The following is a 20,103-nucleotide window of genomic DNA, read 5'->3' on the forward strand; positions in this document are numbered from 1 at the left end:
GCCGCCAGCAGCCCCAACGCCAGCGACGCAGCCCCGATCCGCGTGAGCGTCGGCGTCAACCAGCCAGGCACCGTGAGCCCCAGCACATTGGCCAGCAGCCCCGCCAGCGTCGCCACGATCAGCGGATTGCGCACCAGCTGCCGCACGAAGCCCGTCTGCGCATGCCGCGTCATCGGCCACACGGCGGCGATGTTGAACATCGGCACGCACACACCGATCAGCACCGCGATCAACAGCAGGCCTTCGGGCCCGGCCAGCCGCTCGGCCAGCGCCAGGCAGATGAAGGAGTTGAAGCGGAACGCGATCTGCGCGCTGGCGGCGTGGTCGTGCCGGTCGATGTGCGTGCGCAGGCCCGGCACGAAGGGCAGGGCATACGCCATCGCGATGCCGGCCAGCCCGACGCCGACGCCCGCGGTCAGGAGGCTCGAAGTCGCACCGAAGTCGAGCGGGCTGCGCACGATCGAATGGAACAGCAGGACGGGAAATAGAAAGTAATACACCAGGCTCTCGACCTGGTCCCACACGCGGCGGTCGAGCGCGGTGTAGCGGCACAGGAGCCAGCCGATGGCGATGAGGGAGAAATCGGGGAAGAGCAGCTGCGCGTAGTTCACCGCTTCGAGCATAAACCGGCACAACCGTGGGTATTCCACAGCATGACGGAAAGCCCCGACCCGCTAGCATCCGGGCTTCGCTTTTTTCCGGCCGCCCCGGCCGGTTCCGTCAAGTCAAGGAGTTATCGATGCAACGTCGTCAATGGAGCGCGTTCGTGGGCGCTGCCGCGCTGGTCACAGTGGCAGGCCAGAGTTTCGCGCAGGGCTATCCCACCAAGCCGGTCGAACTGAGCGTGCCGTTCGCACCCGGCGGCACGACGGACATCGTGGCACGCGTGATCGCCGACCCGCTGGGCAAGGTGCTGGGCCAGCCGGTGGTGGTGATCAACCGCGCCGGTGGCGGCGGCATCGTGGGTGCGGCCGAAACCGCGCGCGCGCCGGCCGACGGCTACAAGCTGGGCGTGGCCACGGTGTCGAGCACCGCCGCCAACCCGGCCATCAACCCGAAGACGCCGTACGACCCGATCACCGACTTCACGCCGATCATCAACATCGCGGCCACGCCGAACGTGATCGCCGTGAACCCGAGCTTCCCGGCCAAGAACTACGCCGAGTTCGTGGCCGAGCTGAAGAAGAACCCGGGCAAGTATTCGTACGCCTCGTCGGGCACGGGCGGCATCGGCCACCTGCTGATGGAGCTGTACAAGAGCCTGACCACCACCTTCGTCACGCACATCCCGTACCGCGGTGCGGGCCCGGCGCTGAACGACGTGGTGGCCGGCCAGGTGCCGATCATCTTCGACAACCTGCCCTCGGCGATGCCCTTCATCCAGAGCGGCCGCCTGGTGCCGATCGTGGTGTCGGCGCCGCAACGCGTGGCGGGCCTGCCGAACGTGCCGACCTTCAAGGAAGTCGGCCTGGAGCCGGTCAACCGCATGGCCTACTACGGCATCCTCGGCCCCAAGGGCCTGCCGAAGGAAGTGGTCGACAAGATCAACGCCGGCGTGAAGAAGGCGGTGGAAGATCCGGCCGTGAAGAAGCGCATCGAAGACACGGGCTCGCTGATCGTGGCCAACACGCCCGACCAGTTCGCCGCGCAGATCAAGGCCGAGTTCGACGTGTACAAGCAGGTCGTGAAGAAGCAGAACCTCAAGCTCGACTGACCGGCTTCGCTCCCAATAAAAGCCGCCCGCGTTCCGGGCGGCTTTTTCTTTTGTTATCTTGCACCGCATGACCGAGGCCGCCGCCGCTCCCCCCACCGCCGACATCGACACCTTCATCGATGCCCTCTGGCTCGAGGACGGGCTGTCGAAGAACACGCTGGCCGCCTACCGCCGCGACCTCGCGCTGTTCGCACAGTGGCTGCGCGAGCAGCGCGGCGGCATGGGGCTGGATGCCGCGCGCGAGACCGACCTGCAGGCCTACATGGGCGTGCGCCTGTCCACCAAGGGCAAGGCGACGTCGGCGAACCGGCGACTCACGGTGTTCAAGCGCTACTACCGCTGGGCGCTGCGCGAGCGCCGCATCACGGCCGACCCGAGCATCCGCCTCATGCCCGCGCGCCAGATGCCGCGCGCGATCAAGACGCTGTCCGAGAAGCAGGTCGACGACCTGCTGGCCGCACCCGATGTCGAGAGCCCGCTCGGCCTGCGCGACCGTGCGATGCTGGAGCTGATGTACGCGAGCGGCCTGCGCGTGAGCGAGCTGGTCGCCCTGAAGGCCATCGACATGAGCCTGAACGATGGCGTGCTGCGCGTGCTCGGCAAGGGCAACAAGGAACGCCTCGTGCCCTTCGGCGGCGAGGCGCGGCGCTGGATCGAGCGCTACCTCGACGAGTCGCGCCCCGTGATCCTCGACGGCCAGCAGACGCCCGACCTGTTCGTGACCGCGCGCGGCGCGGGCATGACGCGCGTGATGTTCTGGGTCATCGTGAAGAAGCAGGCGGCCGCGGCAGGCATCCATGTGCCGCTGTCGCCGCACACGCTGCGCCACGCATTCGCCACGCACCTGCTGAACCATGGCGTCGACCTGCGCGCGGTGCAGCTGCTGCTGGGCCACGCCGACATCTCGACCACCACCATCTACACGCACGTGGCGCGCGAGCGCCTGAAGCAGCTGCACGCGGCGCACCATCCGCGCGGCTGACGCAGCCTTCGTTCTCAGCTCTTGCGCTTGCGCGCCTCGATGGCGGGCACCAGCGTGTCGTAGAAGGCGCTCACCATGCGCATCTCGCGCCGCTCGGCCAGGCACAGCACGTGGGCGTAGGTGAAAATTTCGGTGTCGCTGAAGCCGACCATGTGCAGGTTGGGCCCCGGCACGAACTCCACGCCTGACACGGCCGCGATGCCCAGGCCTTGCGCCACGGCTTCGCGGATCACTTCGCGGCTGCTGATCTCCATCACCACGTCGACCTCGACCTTGGCTTTCGCGAGCGCCAGTTCGAGCGCCTTGCGCGTGGTCGATCCTTGTTCGCGCAGGATGAGCCGTTCGCCCTGCAGCTCTGCGAGCCGGATGTTGCGCCGCTTCGCGAAGCGGTGCGTGGAGGGCACGAACATCACGACCGGGTGCTGGCTGAAGGGCACCGACAGAAAGCGGTCGTCGCGCACCAGCTGTGCGAGCACGCCGACGTCGGCGCTGTAGTCGAGCAGGCGGTCGAGCACGTCCTGTGAATTGCCGGTGCTCACCGTGACCTTCACGTCGGGGTAGCGCAGGCTGAAGTCGACCAGCATCTTGGTCACGTGGTACGGGCCCACGGCCGCCACGCGCAGGTGGCCGGTGCGCAGCTTGCCGGCGTCGCCGAGCAGCGCCACCGCATCGCCTTCGAGGCTGAAGATCTGTTGCGCCAGCTGCATGAGCTGCTCGCCGATCTCGGTGAGCTGCACGCGCCGGCCGCGCCGGTGAAAGAGCTCGACCTGGTAGGCCTCTTCGAGAAAGCGCACCTGCGTGGTGATGGTGGGCTGGCTCACATGCAGGTGCTCGGCGGCCCGCGTGAAGCTGCCTTCGCGGGCCACGGCATAGAAGGAACGCAGCTGGGTGAGGCGCATCGCGGGAGCCTTTCTGATCTATAGGTTCAGTATATAGATCATCGAAAAAATTTGAATTTGATCGATATGAGTACCAGTGATGTACTCGCGATCAAGACGGACCAGGCCTCGACAGAAACACGCCGGACGTCCCGAATCCTCGCGTTGTCATGACCATGACACGCACGACTGGAAGACTCGAGACGGGTACTTTTGCCCTTCGAAACGACCTGAGGATTCCATGCAACGCAGACCACTGGAGACAACCATGATGAAGCGTAGAAAGCTGCTGCTCGGCACTGCCGCCGTGACAGCGTCCGCCTTCGTGCCGATGGCACGGGCACAGCAGGTTCTCACTGTCGGGCTGATTCCTTCCGAGGACTCGCGCGCCATGATTGCCAACAGCCAGGCCATGATGGACATGCTGTCCAAGGCCCTCGGTTTCGCGGTCAAGCCCTTCGTGGCGGCCGACTACAACGGCGTGATCGAAGCGCTGCGTTCCAAGCGGCTCGACGTGGCCTACCTCGGCCCCTTCTCGTATGTGCTGGGCACCACGGTGGCCGACATCGAGGCCTTCGCGGTGGCGGAGACCAAGAAGGCCGGGCGCACCTCATACCACAGCCAGATCGTGACCCACAAGGACACCGGCATCAAGACGGTGGCCGACCTCAAGGGCAAGACCTTCGCCTTCGTCGACCCGAGCTCCACCTCGGGCCATCTGTTCCCGAAGGCCGGCCTGCTGAAGGCGGGCTTCAACCCCGACAAGGATTTCGGCCGCGTGATCTTCTCGGGCTCGCACGACTCGAGCGCGATCGCGGTGCAGAACAAGAAGGTCGATGCCGCGGCCATCGCCGACCGCATCCTCGATGCCGCGGTGTCCAAGGGCCTGGTCAAGCGCGAAGACCTGGTCGAGGTCTGGAAGTCGGACCCGATCCCCGAGTCGCCCACCGTGTGGCGCAAGGACCTGCCCGCCGACCTCAAGACGCGCGTGCAGGCCGCTTTCCTGCAGGTGAAGGACATCCCCTGGTCCGACCAGGGCCTGCTCAACGGTTTCCACCCGACCAACGACGCGGCCTACAACATCATCCGCGACACGGCCAAGGTGTTGAACCTCGACCTGAGGAAGATGAAATGATCGAAATCCGCGGGCTGTGCAAGCGCTACGGCGACTTCACTGCGCTCCACCGTGTGGACCTCACGGTGGCCAAGGGTGAGTTCGTCGTCATCCTCGGTGCGTCGGGCGCGGGCAAGTCGACGCTGCTGCGTTGCATCAACCACCTGGCCGAGCCGAGCGAAGGCGAGATCCATGTGGACGGCGAGCGCTCGCGCGGCGACCGCGCCGGGCTGCGCAAGGTCCGCCGCGACGTGGCGATGATCTTCCAGCACTACAACGTGGTGCCGCGCCTGTCGGTGCTCAAGAACGTGCTGACGGGGCGGCTCGGTTCGATGCCCGCGCTCCTGTCGTGGTTCCAGGTGTTCCCCGCGAAGGACATCGCCATCGCCCGCGAATGCCTGCGCCGCGTCGAGCTCGACCCCAAGGCCGACCTGCGCACCGACACGCTCTCGGGCGGGCAGAAGCAGCGCGTGGGCATCGCCCGCGCGCTGGCGCAAAAGCCCAAGGTGATCCTGGCCGACGAGCCCGTGGCCAGCCTCGACCCGAAGACCTCGCGCAAGGTGCTCAACTACCTGAAGCAGGCCAGCCGGCAGGACGGCATCACGGTGATCTGCAACCTGCACCAGGTCGACTACGCCCGCGAGTTCGCACAGCGCGTGATCGGCGTGGCGGCCGGACGCATCGTGTTCGAAGGCCGACCCGACGAGCTGACCGACGAGGTGCTGCACCTCATCTATCCGGGTGGCGTGGAAGAGGGCACCGACGCCGCCGCTGCGGGCGCAGAGCCCGACACCGCAACGCCGAGCGTGCCCGCCACCGCACTTCATGCGGCGCCGGTGCGCACCGCCCCGCAACTCGCCATGGAGCAATCATGATCGCCCTCGGACGCTACAACCTGCTGATCGCCAAGAGCGCCGGCAACCCCGGCTGGTGGAAATACGCCGTGGCCGTGCTCGCCGGCATCGGCGTGCTCTGGTGGGCGGCCATCGGCAGCCAGGTGAGCTTCAGCGAACTCGGCAAGGGCATGCCCTGGATCGCCGACTTCCTCGGGCGCATGCTGCCGCCCAACTGGGAGTTCATGGGCAAGCTCGTGAAGCCGGCCATCGAGACCGTACAGATCGCGCTGTGGGGCACGCTGCTGGCGGTGATCCTCGCGGTGCCGCTGTGCTTCTTCGCGGCGCGCAACATCTCGCCGAACGTCGCCGTGTTCCACGCGATGCGGCAGGTGCTGAACATCACGCGCGGCATCAACGAGATCATCCTGGCGCTGATCTTCGTGGCGGCCGTTGGCCTCGGTCCGTTCCCCGGCGTGCTGGCGCTGGCGCTGCATGGCGCGGGCATGCTCGGCAAGTTCTTCGCCGAGTCGATCGAGGAGATCGACCAGGGCCCGATCGAAGCGCTGCGCGCCACTGGCGCGGGACCGATCCAGACCATCATCTTCGGCGTGATTCCGCAGGTGGTCACCGCGTGGATCGGCGTGATCGTCTACCGCTTCGAGACCAACCTGCGCCAGGCCACGGTGCTGGGCATGGTGGGCGCGGGCGGCATCGGCTTCGAGCTCGTGGGCAGCATGAAGCTGTTCCAGTACCAGGACACGGCCACCTGCATCCTGGTGATCGTCGTGATGGTCATGACGGCCGACTACCTCTCGACCCGGCTGCGCGGCTGGATCCAGCAGGGCGCGCGCTGATGACTCGATCGCTCCTCGCGTCTGTCTCCGCGGCTTTGGCCGCCTCCTGAAGAAACCCCTCCATGAGCGCCAACTACCACAACCCCGTGCACAGCGTGTACGGGGCAGGGGCCCTGCTGTCCCTGCCGAAGCTGCTCGAAGGCCGGCGCGCCGCGCTGGTGACCTTTCCCGAGGCGCGCGCGCTGGGCCTGCTCGACCGGCTGTCGTCGGTGCTCGGCGACGCGCTGGCCTGCACGCTCGACCAGACGCGGCCCAACCCCGACGTGGCGGAACTGGCCGAGACCTACGAATGGTTCTGGCGCACGCATGCCGACGTGGAGGTGATCGTCGCGGTCGGCGGCGGCAGCGCCATCGACACGGCGAAGGCGCTGATGGTGGCCGACGACCACGGGCGCTTCGCCGATCTGGTGGCGGGGCTCGCGGGAGAACGGCCCTTCGTGGCCACGCGCCACAAGACGCTCATCGCGGTGCCCACCACGGCCGGCACCGGCAGCGAGGTCACGCCCTGGGCCACCATCTGGGACCGCGAGCGCCAGAAGAAATACTCGCTGCACCTGCCGCAGACCTGGCCGAGCCATGCCATCGTCGATCCCGAGCTGATGCTGTCGCTGCCCGCGGCGGTCACGCTCCAGAGTGGGCTCGATGCGCTGTCGCATGCGCTCGAGGCGATCTGGAATGTCAACGCCAATCCGATGTCCGACACCTTCGCCGTGGCGGCCGTGCAGGACACGTTGGAGGTGCTGCCGCAGCTCATGGCCCGGCTCGACGACGTCGAACTGCGTGGGCGCATGGCGCTGGCGGCATTGAAGGCCGGCATGGCGTTCTCCAACACCAAGACCGCGCTCGCGCATTCCATTTCGTACGAGATGACGCTGCGCTACGGCCTGCCGCACGGCATCGCCTGTTCGTTCCCGCTGCCGATGGTGCTGGCGCGGGCCATCGGCCGCCGGCCCGACCGCGATGCGGTGCTGGCGCAGGCGCTGCGCATGCCGCTGGCCGAGGCACCGGCGCAGCTCGCGGCCTTCATCGAATCGCTGGGCGTGAAGACGCGCTTCGCCGACTACGGCGTGGGCGAGGACGAGGCGCGCGAGATGCTGCGCCATGCGCAGGGCGGGGCGCGCGGGCGCAACTTCATCGGCAACGACGTGGAGGCGCAGGAAGCCTGAGCAGGTGCGAGCCGGAGGTCCGGCGATGTTTCAAAATGGATGCTCTTATTCAAGAGACATCGAGAGACATCCATGAACCTTCGCAGACTCTGCACCGGCCTCGCACTGGCCACGACCGCCGGCCTCGCCATGGCCCAGGGCTATCCCACCGCCAAGCCCATCCGCCTGATCGTCGGCTACCCGCCCGGCGGCGGCATCGACTTCGCGGCGCGCACGGTGCAGGTGCCGCTGCAGGAAGCGCTCAAGCAGCAGCTGGTGGTCGACTACAAGCCGGGCGCCAGCGGCATGATCGCGGCGACGGAACTCACGCGCCAGCCGGCCGACGGCTACACGCTGCTGCTGGCCAACACCGGCCCCTTCGCGATCGCGCCGTACCTGCAGAGCAAGCCGCCGTACGACCCCATCAAGCAGTTCACCTACATCGGCCAGATCAGCCAGGGCAGCTACATCGCCGTGACGCGGCCTGACCATCCGGCAAAGAACCTCAAGGAGTTCGTGGCGTGGGCCAAGGGCCAGCCCGGCAAGGTCAACTTTGCTTCGGGCGGCAACGGCACTTCGACACACCTGAACGGCGAGCTCATGAACCAGGTGACGGGCCTGGACATGACGCACGTGCCGTACAAGGGCAGCGCGCCTGCGGTGCAGGACCTGCTCGGCGGGCAGACGCAGATCCTCATCGACGCGGGCAGCGTGCTGCTGCCGCAGGTGAAGGGCGGCAAGCTCAAGGCACTGGCCGTGACCGGCCCCATGCGCGACCCGCAACTGCCCGACGTGCCGACGGTGAAGGAGCTGGGCCTCGCAGGCATGGAGGCGGTCGGCTTCCAGGGCCTGGTCGGTCCCGCCAACATGCCCAAGGAGGTGGTCGATCGCCTGTCGAGTGAACTCGCCAAGGCCTTGGCCACGCCCGAGATCAAGGCCAAGTTCGCGACGGCCGGCGCCGAGGTGCATCCGCTCGGCCCGGCGGCCTTTGCGGCTTTCGTCAAGGCGGACAATGAGAAGTGGTCCAAGCTGATCCGCGAGCGCAAGCTGCAGCTGGACTGACCGATCTTTCTTCTTCTCCTCGACGCATGCCTTTCATCGACACCATGAACTTCCTCGCCGCCTCCAAGCCTTCGCGCCGCACCACGACCCGGCTGCTCGCCGCCGCGGCGCTGTGCGCGGCCAGCGGCGCGCATGCGCAGGCCGTGCCGCGCACCGTGCGGCTCATCGTGGCTTACCCGGCGGGCGGCGTGAGCGACGTGGTCGCCCGCGCGCTCGGCGACCGGCTCGCCGTGCAGCTGGGCACCACGGTGATCGTCGACAACCGCGCGGGCGCGAGCGGCGCCATCGGCATGGACGCCGTGGCCAAGGCCGCGCCCGACGGTGCGACGCTGGGCTTCTCGGCCATCAGTCCGCTGGTGCTGAGCCCGCACCTGGGCAAGCTGCCGTTCGACCCGCTGAAGGACATCGTGCCGGTGGCCAGCGTGATGTATTCGCCCGTGCTGCTGGTGGCCACGCCGGCCAGCAAGGCGAAGGACTTCCGTGCGCTGATTGCCGAAGCCAAGGCGCAGCCCGGCGCAGTGCGCTGGGCCACGTCGGGGCCGGCCTCGCTCGGGCACATCGTGCTCGAACAGGTGCGCGCGACGGCCGGCGTGGACATCACGCACGTGCCGTACAAGGGCGGCGGCCAGCAGCTCAACGATGCGCTGAGCGGGCAGTTCGAGATCCTGTCGACCAACGCCAGCCCGACGCTGTCGGCGCACATCCAGTCGGGCAAGTTGCGCCCGCTGGCGGCCGGTGCGCCCGCGCGGCTCGAGAGCCTGCCGCAGGTGCCCACGCTGGCCGAGCTGGGCTACAGCGCGGCCAACATCCATTCGCTGTTCGGCGTGTTCGCGCCCGCGGGCACGCCAGCGGCGCTGGTCGCGAAGTACAACGCCGAGATCAACAAGGCGCTCGCCAGCCCCGAGCTGCGCGCCAAGCTCACGGCCACCGACAACGTGCCCGCCCCAGGCACGCCGGCCGCCTTCGCCAAGGAAATCGCCAGCGAGTTCGAAAGCAACGGCCGCATCGTGAAGGCCGCGGGCATCAAGGCCGATTGACCCCGGCGCTTGCAGGGGCGAGATTGCCTACCTTATAGTAGGTAGATGCACGACGCTTCCACCCTGGCCCCCGGCGGCACCCGCGATCAGATCCTCGCGGTGGCGCGCGGGCTCATCGAAACCCGTTCGTACCTGGGCTTCAGCTTCCAGGACGTGGCCAATGCGGTGGGTGTGCGCAAGGCGAGCCTGTACCACCACTTTCCCACCAAGGAAGCGCTGGGCATCGCGGTGATCCAGGGCGCCACGCAGGGCTTCAAAGACTGGGTGGCGGCGCGCGCGCGCGAGCCCAAGGACGCGCTCGAATCCTATTTCCGCATGTACCGCAACACACTGAAGGCCGGCTCGGGCCTGTGCCCGGCGGGCGCGCTGGCGCCGGGCTGGGACTGCATCAACGAAGACCTGCGCCAGGCCGTGCAGGCCCTGCGCAACACGCAGGTGATGTGGCTCACGGGCGTGCTCGGCGCGCTGGTGCCGGCGCAGGCGCAGAAGGACAACCCCGTGGCCTCGCTCGCGGCCTTCGTGTTCTCGTCGTGCCAGGGCGCGCTGCTCGCGTCGCGCATGACGGGCCGCGTCGAAGACTTCGACGACGCCATCGCCCAACTGCGGCGCGCGCTGCCGCTGGACTGACCGATCCGTTTCACCACGGGCACGCCGGACGTGCCTTTTTTTGAACCCCGAAGCCTACCGATTGGAAGGTAGTTTTTCTCCAAGGAGTGTTCCCATGAAAGCCGTGATTTCCGCCTACGCCCGTTCCCCGTTCCACTTCGCCAGGAAGGGCGCGCTGGCCGAAGTGCGCCCCGACACGCTCGCCGCCGGCGTGGTGCGGGGCCTGCTGCAGCGCACCGACCTCGACCCCGCGCTGCTCGAGGACATCATCCTGGGCTGCGCCTACCCCGAGGCGTCGCAGGGCAACAACCTGGCGCGCATCGTCGGGCTGCTGGCCGGGCTGCCGCACGAGGTGGGCGGCATGACGGTGAACCGCTTCTGCGGCTCGTCGATGCAGGCGGTGCACATCGCCGCCGCACAGATCGAGGCGGGCATGGGCGACGCCTTCCTGTGCGTGGGCGTGGAGTCGATGACGATGGTGCCGCAGGGCGGCTTCAACTTCTCGCCCAGTCCCGAGCTGCTGGCGAACACTGATGCCTACATCTCGATGGGCGAGACGGCCGAGAACGTCGCGCAGCGCTGGAACGTGAGCCGCGCCGACCAGGAGGCGCTGGCCGTCGAGTCGCACCGCAAGGCGGCCGAGGCGCGTGCGCAGGGCCGTCTCGCCGGCGAGATCGTGCCGGTGCGCCTGGCCTCCGGCGAGGTGGTCGATGCCGACGGCTGCATCCGCCCCTCGACCTCGGCCGAGGCGCTGGCCAACCTCAAGCCCGCGTTCCGCCCCGACGGCGTGGTCACGGCGGGCACCTCGTCGCCGCTGACCGACGGTGCGGCCGTGGTGCTGGTCACCAGCGATGCCTTCGCCGCGAAGCACGGCCTGAAGCCGCTGGCGCGCATCCGCTCGTTCGCGACCGTGGGCGTGGACCCGGCCGTCATGGGCATCGGCCCGATTCCCGCCACGCGCAAGGCGCTCGCACGCGCGGGCCTGGGCGCGGCCGACCTCGACGTGGTCGAGATCAACGAGGCCTTCTCGTCGCAGGCGCTGGCCTGCATCCGCGACCTCGGGCTCGACCCGGCAAAGGTGAACCTCGACGGCGGCGGCCTGGCCATCGGCCACCCGCTGGGTGCGACCGGCGCGCGCATCACGGGCAAGGCGGCGGCGCTGCTGGCGCGCGAGAACGGCCGCTATGCGCTCGCCACGCAATGCATCGGCGGCGGGCAGGGCATCGCCACCATCCTCGAGCGCGTCTGATCGCCCGAGAATGACGGGCAACGCAACAAGGAGACTTCCATGGACAAGCTGTATCTCGAAGACCTGAAGGTCGGCGACCGTTTCCAGAGCGGCGAACACCTGCTCGACGCGGCGCAGATTAAGGCCTTCGCGCAGCAGTTCGACCCGCAGCCCTTCCACACCGACGAAGAGGCCGCCAAGAACACCTTCTTCGGCGGGCTGGCCGCGAGCGGCTGGCATACGGCGGCGCTCACGATGAAGCTGCTGGTCGACAGCGGCATCCCGCTGGCCGACGGCATCATCGGCTCGGGCGGCGAGCTGCAATGGCCCAAGCCCACGCGGCCCGGCGACGTGCTGCATGTGGTGAGCGAGGTGGTCGACATCACGCCCTCGCGCTCCAAGCCCGGCCGCGCGATGGTCTCGATGCGCTGCCAGACGCGCAACCAGCGCGGCGAGGTGCTTCAGTACTTCACGCCGAAGCTGGTGGTGCACAGCCGCACCGCGACGTCCTGATCCTCGGGCGATTCAGACGACGCGCAGGCCCAGTTCCTCGACCAGCGCGGCGGCCTGCCGGTGGGAGATGGTCGCGCCCTTGAACGGCGCAGCGTTGGCCAGCCGCAGGCCGCCCAGGTCCACGTCGCGCAGGTCGGCGCCTTCGAAGCGCGCGAGCTTCAGGTGCGCGTTGCGCAAGCTGCCGCCTTCGAAGATGGTCTCGCGGAAATCACAGCCCGACAGGTCGGCCTCCGACAGGTCGAGCTGCGCGAGCGTCTGCTTGCGGAACGACAGGCCGCGCAGGTGCGCGTCGATCAGCAACGAGTCCTTGAACGCGACGCCCAGCGCCGACACCTCGCCGAGGTGCGCGCCCGTGAGCTTCACGCCCGTGAAGAGCGCCGAGGGCAGCTTGGCGCGCGCCCACTGCGTGTTGTTCAGGTCGCAATCCTGGAAGCGCGCGTTCGTGAGGTCGGCCAGGCCGAAGTCGGCCTGGCGCGCGCGGCAGCCGACCCAGCGCGTGTCCGCCAGCTGCGCGCGCTCGAACGAGGTTTCGGCGAAGCTGCACAGCGTGAACTGCGCGCCGCGCAGATCGAGGCGCGACAGGTCGGCCTCGTCGAAATGGCAGCGTTCGAAATGCGGCGGCGTGTCGCGGCCCTGCAGGCAGGCCTGCAGCTCGGCGCGTGACCAGGTCTGGTCGGAAATCACTTCGGTCATTCGGGGCGGGACTCGGTCAGCGCGCGCAGCTCTGCGGGGCTGAAGCCCGCCCGGCCGCGTGCTTCGAGGTTGAAAGGCGGCTTGTGGCGCGGCGCGTCGTAGCGCGCCACCAGGGCCGGGTAGTTGGCTTCGGCGTCGAGCCCGGCGCGCTCGCACAGCCAGCGGTACCAGTGGTTGCCGATGGCCACGTGGCCCACTTCGTCGCGCAGGATGATGTCGAGGATTTCCACGGCACGCAGCGCGTCGGGCGTGTTCACGCGCTTGAGCTTGGACTGGATCAGCGGCGTGGCGTCGAGCCCGCGCGCCTCGAGCGTGCGCGGCACCAGCGCCATGCGGGCGAGCACGTCGTCCTTGGTCTTCTCGCACATGTTCCACAGGCCGTCATGGCCCGGAAAGTCGCCGTAGCGCCAGCCCATGCCCTGCAGGTGCGTGTGCAGCAGCGTGAAGTGCTGCGCCTCCTCGTCGGCCACGCGCAGCCAGTCGCGGTAGTAGGCCTCGGGCATGCCGTCGTAGCGCCACACGGCGTCCAGCGCGAGGTTGATGGCGTTGAACTCGATGTGGCAGATCGAATGGATCAGCGCGGCGCGGCCTTCGGGCGTGAAGGGCGAGCGCTTTTGCACGGCGGTGGCGGCCACGCGCAGCGGGCGCTCGGGGCGGCCGGGCACGCCTTCATCGTCGCCGGGCGTGCGCAGGGGCTCGAGTGCTATGGAAATGGTAGCTGCCTGTGCAGCCGTGGCGCGCGTGGCGGCCACCTTGTCGTCGGGGTCTGTCAGGCGCAGCGCGGCCAGCGCGCTCAATCGGGGGTGCATCCCTACAATTCTAGTTTTGCCCCTCCGGAGACAACCACGATGGCGATTTACGAATTGGATGGCATTGCACCGCGCCTTGGCGAAGGCGCATGGGTCGCGGACAGCGCCCAGGTCATGGGCAATGTCGAACTGGCCGAGAACGCGAGCGTCTGGTTCGGCGCCGTGCTGCGCGGCGACACCGAGGTGCTGACCATCGGGCGCAACAGCAACATCCAGGACCTGTCGGTGCTGCACGCCGACATCGGCTGCCCGCTGACCATCGGCGACAACGTGACGGTGGGGCACCAGGTGATGCTGCACGGCTGCACCATCGGCGACAACTCGCTGATCGGCATCCAGGCGGTGGTCTTGAATAACGCCAAGATCGGCCGCAATTCGATCGTTGGCGCCGGCAGCGTCGTGACCGAGGGCAAGGAGTTTCCCGACAACTCCCTCATCATCGGCTCGCCCGCCAAGGTGGTGCGCACGCTCGACGATGCCGCCGCCGCCAAGCTGCGCCAGAGTGCGGAGCACTACGTAGAAAACGCCCATCGCTTCGCGAAGGGCCTGAAAAAAATCGCCTGACCCGCGCAGGCACACAGAGAAAGATTCCGTTTTGAGCGAGCTGCACAAATTCCTGTTCGATGGCCTGCCGGTGCGCGGCATGATCGTGCGCCTGACGGATGCGTGGCAGGAGATCCTTGCGCGGCGCGCCTCCAACACCGCCACCGGCGCCTACCCGCCGCCCGTGGCCGAGCTGCTGGGCGAGATGACGGCCGCGGCCACGCTGATGCAGGCCAACATCAAGTTCAACGGCGCACTCATCCTGCAGATCTTCGGCGACGGCCCCGTGAAGGTGGCCGTGGCCGAGGCCAAGCCCGACCTGAGCCTGCGCGCCACCGCCAAGGTGATCGGCGATCTGCCGGCCGACGCGCGCCTGCCCGACATGGTCAACGTGAACAACAAGGGCCGCTGCGCCATCACGCTCGACCCGAAAGACAAGCTGCCCGGCACCACGCCGTACCAGGGCGTCGTGCCGTTGTTCGGCGACGACGGCCAGAAGCTGGGTAAGCTCAGCGACGTGCTGCAGCACTACATGCTGCAAAGCGAACAGCTCGACACCACGCTGGTGCTCGCCGCCGACGACAAGGTGGCGGCCGGCCTGCTGATCCAGCGCCTGCCCATCAAGGGCGAGGGCAACCTCGAAGGCACCTCGCAGCAGGTGCACGACGAGGCGCACCAGGACCAGATCGGCCGCAACGAGGAATACAACCGCATCTCGATCCTCGCGTCGAGCCTCACGCGCGACGAGCTGCTCACGCTCGACGTCGAGACCATCCTGCGCCGCCTGTTCTGGGAAGAGAAGCTGCTGCGCTTCGAACCGCAGGCGGGCCTGCTGGGCCCGCACTTCGCCTGCACCTGCGGCCGCGAGCGCGTGGCGCAGATGATCCGCGGGCTCGGCGTGGAAGAGGCCGAGGAAATCCTCGCCGAGCGCGGCGACATCGAGGTCGGCTGCGACTTCTGCGGCAAGCAGTACCGCTTCGACGCGGTCGATACCGCGCAGCTGTTCAAGCCGCTGGGCGACCAGCTGCCGGGCAGCCCGGTCGTCCAGTAAGCGCGACGCGGTTCAAGCGGGCTGCGGCGGCTGCCGCAGCACCTTGACCATCGCGGCCAGGCGCTCGTTGCCCAGGCCCGCGCGCAGCGCTCGCTCGAACTGCCCCATCAGGAAATCCGGAAAGCCCGCGTCGAGCTGCGCCTCGCGCGCCTGCTTCACGAACAGCCGGCCCGATCCCGCGCAGGTGGCCATCGAGCTCTCGGGCTCGCCGTACCGGCCGGCGTGGATCGCCTCGCCCTCGGCCTGGATCATTTCGCCGAGCACCGGCGAGATCGCGCCGATCATCTGCGAGAACCCGTCCACCGGCAGCCCTTCGGCTTCGCAGATGCGCACGCCGTGAAAGAACCCGCTCATCGCGCCGAACATGCACGAGAGCGTGGCCAGGTCCCAGGCCGCGGCGTTGCCGATCGGCTCGCCCATGTGCTGGATGTTGCCGGCGATGGCTTCGAGCAGCGGCCGGCAGGCGGCGAGGGCGCGTGCTTCGCCGGAGATGAAGAGCGGCGTGTCGGGTCGGCCGATCTGCCCCGGCGTGGCGAGCAGGGCGCCGTCGAGGTACGCCACGCCGCTGAGCGCGGCCCAGTCGTCGCGCGCGTCCTGCGGCGTGCCGGTGCTCAGCTGCACCAGCACCTTGCCGCGCAGTGCGTCGTGAACGCCGGGTGCGGCGAGGATGGCGCGCGACGCCGGGTAGTCGGCCACGCAGACCAGCACGACGGGGCTCGCCTGCACGGCGGCCAGAGCTGTCGGTGCGAGCACCGTGCCCTGGTTCAGGAGGGGCTTTGCGCGCTCGGCGGTGCGGTTCCACACCGTCAGCGTGAACTTCGACGATTGAAGGGCGCGTGCGAGGGCGATGCCCATGGGGCCGAGGCCGATGAGGGAAACGTCGGTCATGTGAGGTCCTTGGTGAGAGATCGGATCAAGCGGCAGCCGGCGTCAGGCCCTGGCCCAGCCCGCCATCGACGGTGAGTCGGGCGCCCGTCGTGAAGGTCGCCTCGAAGGCGAAGAACAGCACTGCGCGCGCCACTTCGGCCGAGGTGCCGTGGCGCCGCATCGGCGTGATCTGGTCGCCCAGGCGCATGAACTCGGCGCGCTCCTCGGCGCTCGCGTCGGTCACGCCGAGCGTGGGTGTGTCGATGAAGCCGGGGCTCACTACGTTCACGCGGATGCCGCGTGTCACCAGCTCCGCCGCGAAGCCCGAGGCCATCGAGCGCAGCGCGGCCTTGGTGGCGCTGTAGACGCTCATGCCGTGCATGCCGCCTTCGTCCGCGATGGACGAGGTGAAGACGATCGCGCTGCCCGCGGGCATCAGCGGCGCCAGACGCTGCACGGTGAAGAACGGACCCTTGGTGTTGACCGCGAAGGCACGGTCGTAGCCGGCCTCGGTCACCTGTTCGAAGGGCTCGAGCGACGAGATGCCCGCGTTGATGTGCAGCAGGTCGATGCGGCCGAAGCGCTCGCGCACCGTGGCGGCCAGTGCATCGATGTCGGCCAGCGAGGCCGTGTCGGATGCCAGCACATGTGCGCGCGGGCTGAGCACGCGGCGCGCGGCCTCCAGGTTCTGCGGATTGCGGCCGGTCACGAGCACGTCGGCGCCGCCGTCGAGCAGCGCCTGCGCGGTGGCCAGGCCCATGCCGAGGGTACCTCCGGTGATGACGGCTTTCTTGCCTGCGTAGGGAGTGTGGGGTGTGGTGTTCATGGCCGCCGATGATCCGGATCGCACGGCTTTCGGTCGCGCACGTTCGGCCGTGGGGGAGCACAAACGGCCGACGGCAAGCGCGCCGCTCGCGGCCCATAATGTTTCGATGAGCGATACCGACCTGGACACCGATCTGCACGGGCACGGTGGTGCGGCGTCCGAGGTGGCGCTGTCGGCCGACAGCTTCGTCGCGCCGCCCGCCACCGACAGCCTGCGCGTCGACGTGCGCCAGACCCCCGGCGGCGTGGTCGGCTACGAGGCGCTGCCCGACCACCGCCTCAAGCTGCACGCGGGCGCGCCGGTGGCAGGCGCCTGCCAGTTCCACCGCTTTCTCTACACGCGCGGCGACCTCGACATCCTGCCGGCCGGCAGCACCGACATCTGGCATGAAGAGTCGCCGAGCACTTCGGTCGTGGTGCGCATGGCGCCCGCGCTGCTGGTGCGCACGGCCGACGAGATGGGCCTGCCGGCCGAGCGCGCGGTGCTCGGCGAGCGCCACCAGTTCCGCGACCCGCAGATCGAGTACATCGCCTGGGCACTCGACGCCGAGCGGCGCGCGGGCTTTCCCAACGGCCGGCTCTACACCGACAGCCTGGGCACCGCGCTCGCGGTGCAGCTGATCGCGGCCGGCCCGCAGGTGGCGCCGTCACCCGCGCAGGGGCTGACGCGGCTGCAGCTGAAGCGTGTCACGGAGTTCATCGAGGCGCACCTGGACGGCGACCTGTCGCTGGCCGCGCTGGCCGAGGTCGCGGGCCTGAGTGCCTCGCACCTGAAGACGCAGTTCAAGCGCTCCACCGGCCAGGCGGTGCATGCCTACGTGGTGCACCGCCGCGTCGACCGTGCGCGCAGCCTGTTGCTGAACAGCGAGATGCCCGCGAGCCTCGTGGCGCTCGAGAGCGGCTTCTCGCACCAGAGCCACATGGCGCGCTGCATGCGCCGCGTGCTGGGCCTCACGCCCGGCGAGGTGCGGCGCACGGCCTGAAGCTGGTGGTCAGTGGGCTTCGTCGTCGAAGCCGCCGAATGCGATGTCGGGCGCGCTCGTGTTGTGCTTGGAGGGCAGGCTGCGGCCGAAGCGCACCTGCGTGGCGTTCAGCGTCTTCACCTCGGGCAGCGGCAGCGCCTGTTCGGCCGCCTGCGGCGAGGCCTGCCAGCGCACCTCGCTCATGTCGGCGTTGTCGGGGGCCACGTACATCGAGCGCAGCACCGCGAAGGGTTGCTTGGCGCTGGCTGTGGGCTTGGAGAGCGTCACGTCGAGCGCGGTGCGGGTGCGGCTGATCTCGGTCACGCGCGCCACGGCGCTGCCGCCGTCGGTGAAGCGCAGGTGGATGGCGAGGGGCTTCGGCACGACGCGGATCGACGCGATGTTCACCACCGGCCGCCCGGCCTGAACGACCGGGCCGAGCAGGAACGACGAGCCGTACACACCGTCGCCGAAGCGCGCCTCGGGCAGCGGCTTGAGGCGCCAGTAGCCGTCGGACGGGTAGAGCACGATGGCCTCAAGCGCCTTGCCGTTTTCCTTCTTGAACACCTGCAGCAGGTGAAAGCCGCGGTCGTGGCGCGCGCCGACCTGCACCGGCACGCGCGCCGGGCGCCAGAAGGTCGGCAGCGTCATGCCGACGATGCGCCACTGCGCGTTGTCGAGCAGCACGACGGTGCGCTTCTTGAAGCGGTGCGCCGGGTCGGTGGGGTGGGCGCCGCCGTCGAAATTGCAGCCCGAGAAATCGGGCGCGGTGACGTCGTTGCCGATGCTGCTGAGGTAGCTGGGCTGCAGCGCTTCGATGCGCATGTGGCGGATACCGTCGCCGCGCAGCACCATCGACACGTTGTCTTCCTCGGCGCAGGCCGTGGGAGTGGTGGCGTTCTCGACGGTGGCCGCCACGGGCGCTGCAGAAGCAGCGCCGGCGGTCAGCAGCAGGGCGAGGAAAGCGGCGGCGGGAGCGCGCGGGGCAAGGCGCGCAGCAATCGAAACGGGCATCGGGTCTCCGGTGAAGGGGAGAGGGCGCGCGAGCACCTGCGAACCGAAAGGCTCAGGACGGGTCGCGGCGCGCCATCAGGTCGCTGAAGAGCTTATGTTCGCATTCCGGGTCGGAACACTTCTCGCAAGGCCATGTCCACGAGGCGGGCTTCGCATCGCGGCGGGTGCGCGTGCGGGCACGGCCTTCGTTGCCGGCGATGGTGTTGATCGCATTCCATGCGTTCGCCAGCCGTTCGCCGCCGCTGCCGTGCACCACGGCGTACGAGAGCCCCGCGCGCGAGAGCGCGGCGCGCACGAGCGTGTCGGTCGGCTGGCGCGCATGCGGGCCGTCGCGCATGTCGTCGGCCACCCAGGGCAGGTCGAGCGCGGTGAGCAGCGTGATGGCATAGCGCCGTTGCGCGGCCAGGGCGCTGTCGTACAGCGAGGTGTCGGCGAACAGCTGCTCGCTGTAGACCGCCGTCATGAGCGCCGTGGTGTCGGCCACCACCACGCCCGTGGTGGCAGCCGCGTCGATGCGGCGCCTCTGTTCGTCGGCGATGGCCTGTTGCTCGTCGGGGCGCGGTGTGCGGCCTTCGCGCTCGCACCATTCGCGCAGGTACTCGCCCACCAGCGTGACGGGCGTGCCGCGGTCCTGCAGGCGCTGTGCGATGGCGCGCGAGAGCTCGGTCTTGCCCGTGCTCTCGGCACCCACGAGCGCGATGACGCAGCCGGTCGGCAGGTTCGGCGTCATGCCGGCACCGCCTTCGTCGTGGCCTTCGGCAGGCGTCGCTGCCATGCCAGGAAGCCGGCCACGCTGAGCACGGCGAACACCGCGTACAGCGCTGTCGTGAGCCACAGGCCCTTGTGGATGAACAGGCCCACGCTGACCACGTTCACGGCCAGCCAGATGAGCCAGTTCTCGATGAACTTGCGTCCGAGCAGGAACTGCCCGACCAGGCTCAGGCCGGTGACGAAGCCGTCCCACCAGGGCACGTCGGTGTTGGTGAAGCGACGCAGGAAGAGGGCGACCACGGGCCACGCAATGGCGCAGGCCAGGAGGGCGTACGCGGTACCGCGCGGCGACAGCCGGCTGACCCGCAAGGCGCTGCCGTCGGCGCGAAAGCCGCGCAGCCATTGCGCCCAGCCCCACAGGGCGACGAAGGCAAAGAAGACTTGAAGGGAGGCGTCGCCGTAGATGCGTGCGTTGGCGAACACCACCACGTAGAGCAGCGAGCTGACGATCGCCAGCGGCCAGCCCCAGTGGATCTCGCGCATGTTGCAGCCGACCATCGCGAGCGCGAGCACGGCGGCGACGAGTTCGAGCCAGGTGACGGGAGAACCCCACAGCGCAAAGGCGGAGGCCGAGAGAAGCTCTGGCATCGAGAAGCGGC

General features: G+C 68.8%; 23 protein-coding genes. 14 read left to right on the forward strand and 9 right to left on the reverse strand.

Annotated features, from left to right (window positions below; genetic code table 11):
• On the reverse strand, positions 1-623 hold a 623-nt coding region (locus AC3WQR_RS23550; protein WP_492743997.1), incomplete at its 3' end, for an AEC family transporter.
• 116 nt (positions 624-739) lie between these two features.
• On the opposite strand from AC3WQR_RS23550, the gene AC3WQR_RS23555 reads away from it, so the two are divergent.
• Both AC3WQR_RS23555 and xerD read left to right on the forward strand, forming a co-directional pair.
• Positions 740-1,714, forward strand: a complete 975-nt coding sequence (locus AC3WQR_RS23555) for a tripartite tricarboxylate transporter substrate binding protein BugE (protein ID WP_062482215.1) — start codon at positions 740-742, stop codon at positions 1,712-1,714.
• A 67-nt stretch (positions 1,715-1,781) separates the two neighbouring features.
• Complete coding sequence (gene xerD, locus AC3WQR_RS23560) at positions 1,782-2,696, forward strand: site-specific tyrosine recombinase XerD (protein ID WP_070059540.1); 915 nt, start codon at positions 1,782-1,784, stop codon at positions 2,694-2,696.
• 14 nt (positions 2,697-2,710) lie between these two features.
• On the opposite strand, the gene AC3WQR_RS23565 is transcribed toward xerD, so the two are convergent.
• Positions 2,711-3,595, reverse strand: a complete 885-nt coding sequence (locus tag AC3WQR_RS23565) for a LysR substrate-binding domain-containing protein (RefSeq protein WP_062482221.1) — start codon at positions 3,593-3,595, stop codon at positions 2,711-2,713.
• Positions 3,596-3,845: 250 nt separating this feature from the next.
• Here AC3WQR_RS23565 and phnD point away from each other — a divergent pair, with 250 nt between their 5' ends.
• The 9 genes from phnD to AC3WQR_RS23610 all read left to right on the forward strand — a co-directional run bounded on the left by phnD (position 3,846) and on the right by AC3WQR_RS23610 (position 11,969).
• Complete coding sequence (phnD, locus tag AC3WQR_RS23570) at positions 3,846-4,709, forward strand: phosphonate ABC transporter substrate-binding protein (RefSeq protein ID WP_062482233.1); 864 nt, start codon at positions 3,846-3,848, stop codon at positions 4,707-4,709.
• Complete coding sequence (gene phnC / locus AC3WQR_RS23575) at positions 4,706-5,563, forward strand: phosphonate ABC transporter ATP-binding protein (protein ID WP_492743999.1); 858 nt, start codon at positions 4,706-4,708, stop codon at positions 5,561-5,563. The genes phnD and phnC overlap by 4 nt, the downstream gene beginning before the upstream one ends.
• Positions 5,560-6,378 carry a phosphonate ABC transporter, permease protein PhnE gene (gene phnE / locus AC3WQR_RS23580; protein WP_139705634.1) on the forward strand — a complete coding sequence of 273 codons (819 nt, stop codon included), beginning with the start codon at positions 5,560-5,562 and terminating at the stop codon, positions 6,376-6,378. Before phnC ends, phnE begins: the two co-directional genes overlap by 4 nt.
• A gap of 62 nt (positions 6,379-6,440) precedes the next feature.
• The gene (gene psrA, locus AC3WQR_RS23585; protein ID WP_492744001.1) at positions 6,441-7,544 is read left to right on the forward strand and encodes an iron-containing alcohol dehydrogenase PsrA; all 1,104 of its coding nucleotides are present in this window, start codon (positions 6,441-6,443) and stop codon (positions 7,542-7,544) included.
• A gap of 72 nt (positions 7,545-7,616) precedes the next feature.
• On the forward strand, positions 7,617-8,585 hold the full coding sequence (locus AC3WQR_RS23590) for a Bug family tripartite tricarboxylate transporter substrate binding protein (RefSeq protein ID WP_492744003.1): 969 nt from the start codon (positions 7,617-7,619) through the stop codon (positions 8,583-8,585).
• Between the two features lie 44 nt (positions 8,586-8,629).
• The gene (locus AC3WQR_RS23595; RefSeq protein WP_487849342.1) at positions 8,630-9,622 is read left to right on the forward strand and encodes a Bug family tripartite tricarboxylate transporter substrate binding protein; all 993 of its coding nucleotides are present in this window, start codon (positions 8,630-8,632) and stop codon (positions 9,620-9,622) included.
• 45 nt (positions 9,623-9,667) lie between these two features.
• Positions 9,668-10,249 carry a TetR/AcrR family transcriptional regulator gene (locus AC3WQR_RS23600; RefSeq protein WP_095947288.1) on the forward strand — a complete coding sequence of 194 codons (582 nt, stop codon included), beginning with the start codon at positions 9,668-9,670 and terminating at the stop codon, positions 10,247-10,249.
• A gap of 94 nt (positions 10,250-10,343) precedes the next feature.
• The gene (locus AC3WQR_RS23605) at positions 10,344-11,477 is read left to right on the forward strand and encodes a thiolase family protein (RefSeq protein ID WP_492744005.1); all 1,134 of its coding nucleotides are present in this window, start codon (positions 10,344-10,346) and stop codon (positions 11,475-11,477) included.
• Between the two features lie 39 nt (positions 11,478-11,516).
• Positions 11,517-11,969: a MaoC family dehydratase gene (locus AC3WQR_RS23610; protein WP_062474638.1), complete on the forward strand. Its 453-nt coding sequence runs from the start codon at positions 11,517-11,519 to the stop codon at positions 11,967-11,969.
• Positions 11,970-11,981: 12 nt separating this feature from the next.
• On the opposite strand, the gene AC3WQR_RS23615 is transcribed toward AC3WQR_RS23610, so the two are convergent.
• Both AC3WQR_RS23615 and AC3WQR_RS23620 read right to left on the reverse strand, forming a co-directional pair.
• Positions 11,982-12,662: a pentapeptide repeat-containing protein gene (locus AC3WQR_RS23615; protein ID WP_492744007.1), complete on the reverse strand. Its 681-nt coding sequence runs from the start codon at positions 12,660-12,662 to the stop codon at positions 11,982-11,984.
• Positions 12,659-13,471: a ferritin-like domain-containing protein gene (locus AC3WQR_RS23620; RefSeq protein WP_492744009.1), complete on the reverse strand. Its 813-nt coding sequence runs from the start codon at positions 13,469-13,471 to the stop codon at positions 12,659-12,661. The genes AC3WQR_RS23615 and AC3WQR_RS23620 overlap by 4 nt, the downstream gene beginning before the upstream one ends.
• Before the next feature lie 39 nt (positions 13,472-13,510).
• Between AC3WQR_RS23620 and AC3WQR_RS23625 the strand changes: the two genes are divergently transcribed.
• Both AC3WQR_RS23625 and hslO read left to right on the forward strand, forming a co-directional pair.
• Complete coding sequence (locus tag AC3WQR_RS23625) at positions 13,511-14,035, forward strand: gamma carbonic anhydrase family protein (RefSeq protein ID WP_070059531.1); 525 nt, start codon at positions 13,511-13,513, stop codon at positions 14,033-14,035.
• Positions 14,036-14,066: 31 nt separating this feature from the next.
• Positions 14,067-15,065 (forward strand): Hsp33 family molecular chaperone HslO, encoded by a 999-nt coding sequence (gene hslO, locus AC3WQR_RS23630; protein ID WP_070059530.1) that lies wholly within the window; start codon positions 14,067-14,069, stop codon positions 15,063-15,065.
• Positions 15,066-15,077: 12 nt separating this feature from the next.
• Here the strand turns inward: hslO and AC3WQR_RS23635 are convergent, their stop codons facing one another.
• Together AC3WQR_RS23635 and AC3WQR_RS23640 are read right to left on the reverse strand one after the other, a co-directional pair.
• A complete protein-coding gene (locus AC3WQR_RS23635; RefSeq protein WP_492744012.1) occupies positions 15,078-15,953 on the reverse strand; it encodes an NAD(P)-dependent oxidoreductase in 876 nt (291 codons plus the stop codon).
• A gap of 25 nt (positions 15,954-15,978) precedes the next feature.
• Positions 15,979-16,758, reverse strand: coding sequence for an SDR family oxidoreductase (locus tag AC3WQR_RS23640; protein WP_492744014.1), 780 nt, complete (start codon positions 16,756-16,758; stop codon positions 15,979-15,981).
• Between the two features lie 106 nt (positions 16,759-16,864).
• Here AC3WQR_RS23640 and AC3WQR_RS23645 point away from each other — a divergent pair, with 106 nt between their 5' ends.
• Entirely contained in the window at positions 16,865-17,740 is an 876-nt protein-coding gene (locus AC3WQR_RS23645) for an AraC family transcriptional regulator (protein WP_492744016.1), read from the forward strand.
• Positions 17,741-17,749: 9 nt separating this feature from the next.
• On the opposite strand, the gene AC3WQR_RS23650 is transcribed toward AC3WQR_RS23645, so the two are convergent.
• From AC3WQR_RS23650 to pnuC, 3 genes are read right to left on the reverse strand one after another with little or no spacing between them, the layout of a single operon-like run.
• Positions 17,750-18,733 carry a hypothetical protein gene (locus AC3WQR_RS23650; protein WP_492744018.1) on the reverse strand — a complete coding sequence of 328 codons (984 nt, stop codon included), beginning with the start codon at positions 18,731-18,733 and terminating at the stop codon, positions 17,750-17,752.
• A 52-nt stretch (positions 18,734-18,785) separates the two neighbouring features.
• Positions 18,786-19,463, reverse strand: a complete 678-nt coding sequence (locus AC3WQR_RS23655) for an AAA family ATPase (protein ID WP_492696446.1) — start codon at positions 19,461-19,463, stop codon at positions 18,786-18,788.
• Complete coding sequence (gene pnuC / locus AC3WQR_RS23660; RefSeq protein WP_139705619.1) at positions 19,460-20,092, reverse strand: nicotinamide riboside transporter PnuC; 633 nt, start codon at positions 20,090-20,092, stop codon at positions 19,460-19,462. Before pnuC ends, AC3WQR_RS23655 begins: the two co-directional genes overlap by 4 nt.
• Positions 20,093-20,103 lie beyond the last annotated feature (11 nt).

The organism is Variovorax sp. FW305-3-2-15-B-LB1, assembly GCF_058787635.1.

Excerpts from the sequence above, each read along its gene's own strand:
- AC3WQR_RS23645 (WP_492744016.1), top strand. The coding sequence starts at position 16,865 with ATGAGCGATACCGACCTGGACACCGATCTGCACGGGCACGGTGGTGCG.
- AC3WQR_RS23605 (WP_492744005.1), top strand. The coding sequence starts at position 10,344 with ATGAAAGCCGTGATTTCCGCCTACGCCCGTTCCCCGTTCCACTTCGCC.
- xerD (WP_070059540.1), top strand. The coding sequence starts at position 1,782 with ATGACCGAGGCCGCCGCCGCTCCCCCCACCGCCGACATCGACACCTTC.
- AC3WQR_RS23640 (WP_492744014.1), bottom strand. The coding sequence starts at position 16,758 with ATGAACACCACACCCCACACTCCCTACGCAGGCAAGAAAGCCGTCATC.
- AC3WQR_RS23610 (WP_062474638.1), top strand. The coding sequence starts at position 11,517 with ATGGACAAGCTGTATCTCGAAGACCTGAAGGTCGGCGACCGTTTCCAG.
- AC3WQR_RS23590 (WP_492744003.1), top strand. The coding sequence starts at position 7,617 with ATGAACCTTCGCAGACTCTGCACCGGCCTCGCACTGGCCACGACCGCC.
- pnuC (WP_139705619.1), bottom strand. The coding sequence starts at position 20,092 with ATGCCAGAGCTTCTCTCGGCCTCCGCCTTTGCGCTGTGGGGTTCTCCC.
- AC3WQR_RS23625 (WP_070059531.1), top strand. The coding sequence starts at position 13,511 with ATGGCGATTTACGAATTGGATGGCATTGCACCGCGCCTTGGCGAAGGC.
- phnC (WP_492743999.1), top strand. The coding sequence starts at position 4,706 with ATGATCGAAATCCGCGGGCTGTGCAAGCGCTACGGCGACTTCACTGCG.
- AC3WQR_RS23595 (WP_487849342.1), top strand. The coding sequence starts at position 8,630 with ATGAACTTCCTCGCCGCCTCCAAGCCTTCGCGCCGCACCACGACCCGG.
- phnE (WP_139705634.1), top strand. The coding sequence starts at position 5,560 with ATGATCGCCCTCGGACGCTACAACCTGCTGATCGCCAAGAGCGCCGGC.
- psrA (WP_492744001.1), top strand. The coding sequence starts at position 6,441 with ATGAGCGCCAACTACCACAACCCCGTGCACAGCGTGTACGGGGCAGGG.
- AC3WQR_RS23620 (WP_492744009.1), bottom strand. The coding sequence starts at position 13,471 with ATGCACCCCCGATTGAGCGCGCTGGCCGCGCTGCGCCTGACAGACCCC.
- AC3WQR_RS23655 (WP_492696446.1), bottom strand. The coding sequence starts at position 19,463 with ATGACGCCGAACCTGCCGACCGGCTGCGTCATCGCGCTCGTGGGTGCC.
- AC3WQR_RS23615 (WP_492744007.1), bottom strand. The coding sequence starts at position 12,662 with ATGACCGAAGTGATTTCCGACCAGACCTGGTCACGCGCCGAGCTGCAG.
- AC3WQR_RS23565 (WP_062482221.1), bottom strand. The coding sequence starts at position 3,595 with ATGCGCCTCACCCAGCTGCGTTCCTTCTATGCCGTGGCCCGCGAAGGC.
- AC3WQR_RS23650 (WP_492744018.1), bottom strand. The coding sequence starts at position 18,733 with ATGCCCGTTTCGATTGCTGCGCGCCTTGCCCCGCGCGCTCCCGCCGCC.
- phnD (WP_062482233.1), top strand. The coding sequence starts at position 3,846 with ATGAAGCGTAGAAAGCTGCTGCTCGGCACTGCCGCCGTGACAGCGTCC.
- AC3WQR_RS23635 (WP_492744012.1), bottom strand. The coding sequence starts at position 15,953 with ATGACCGACGTTTCCCTCATCGGCCTCGGCCCCATGGGCATCGCCCTC.
- AC3WQR_RS23600 (WP_095947288.1), top strand. The coding sequence starts at position 9,668 with ATGCACGACGCTTCCACCCTGGCCCCCGGCGGCACCCGCGATCAGATC.
- AC3WQR_RS23555 (WP_062482215.1), top strand. The coding sequence starts at position 740 with ATGCAACGTCGTCAATGGAGCGCGTTCGTGGGCGCTGCCGCGCTGGTC.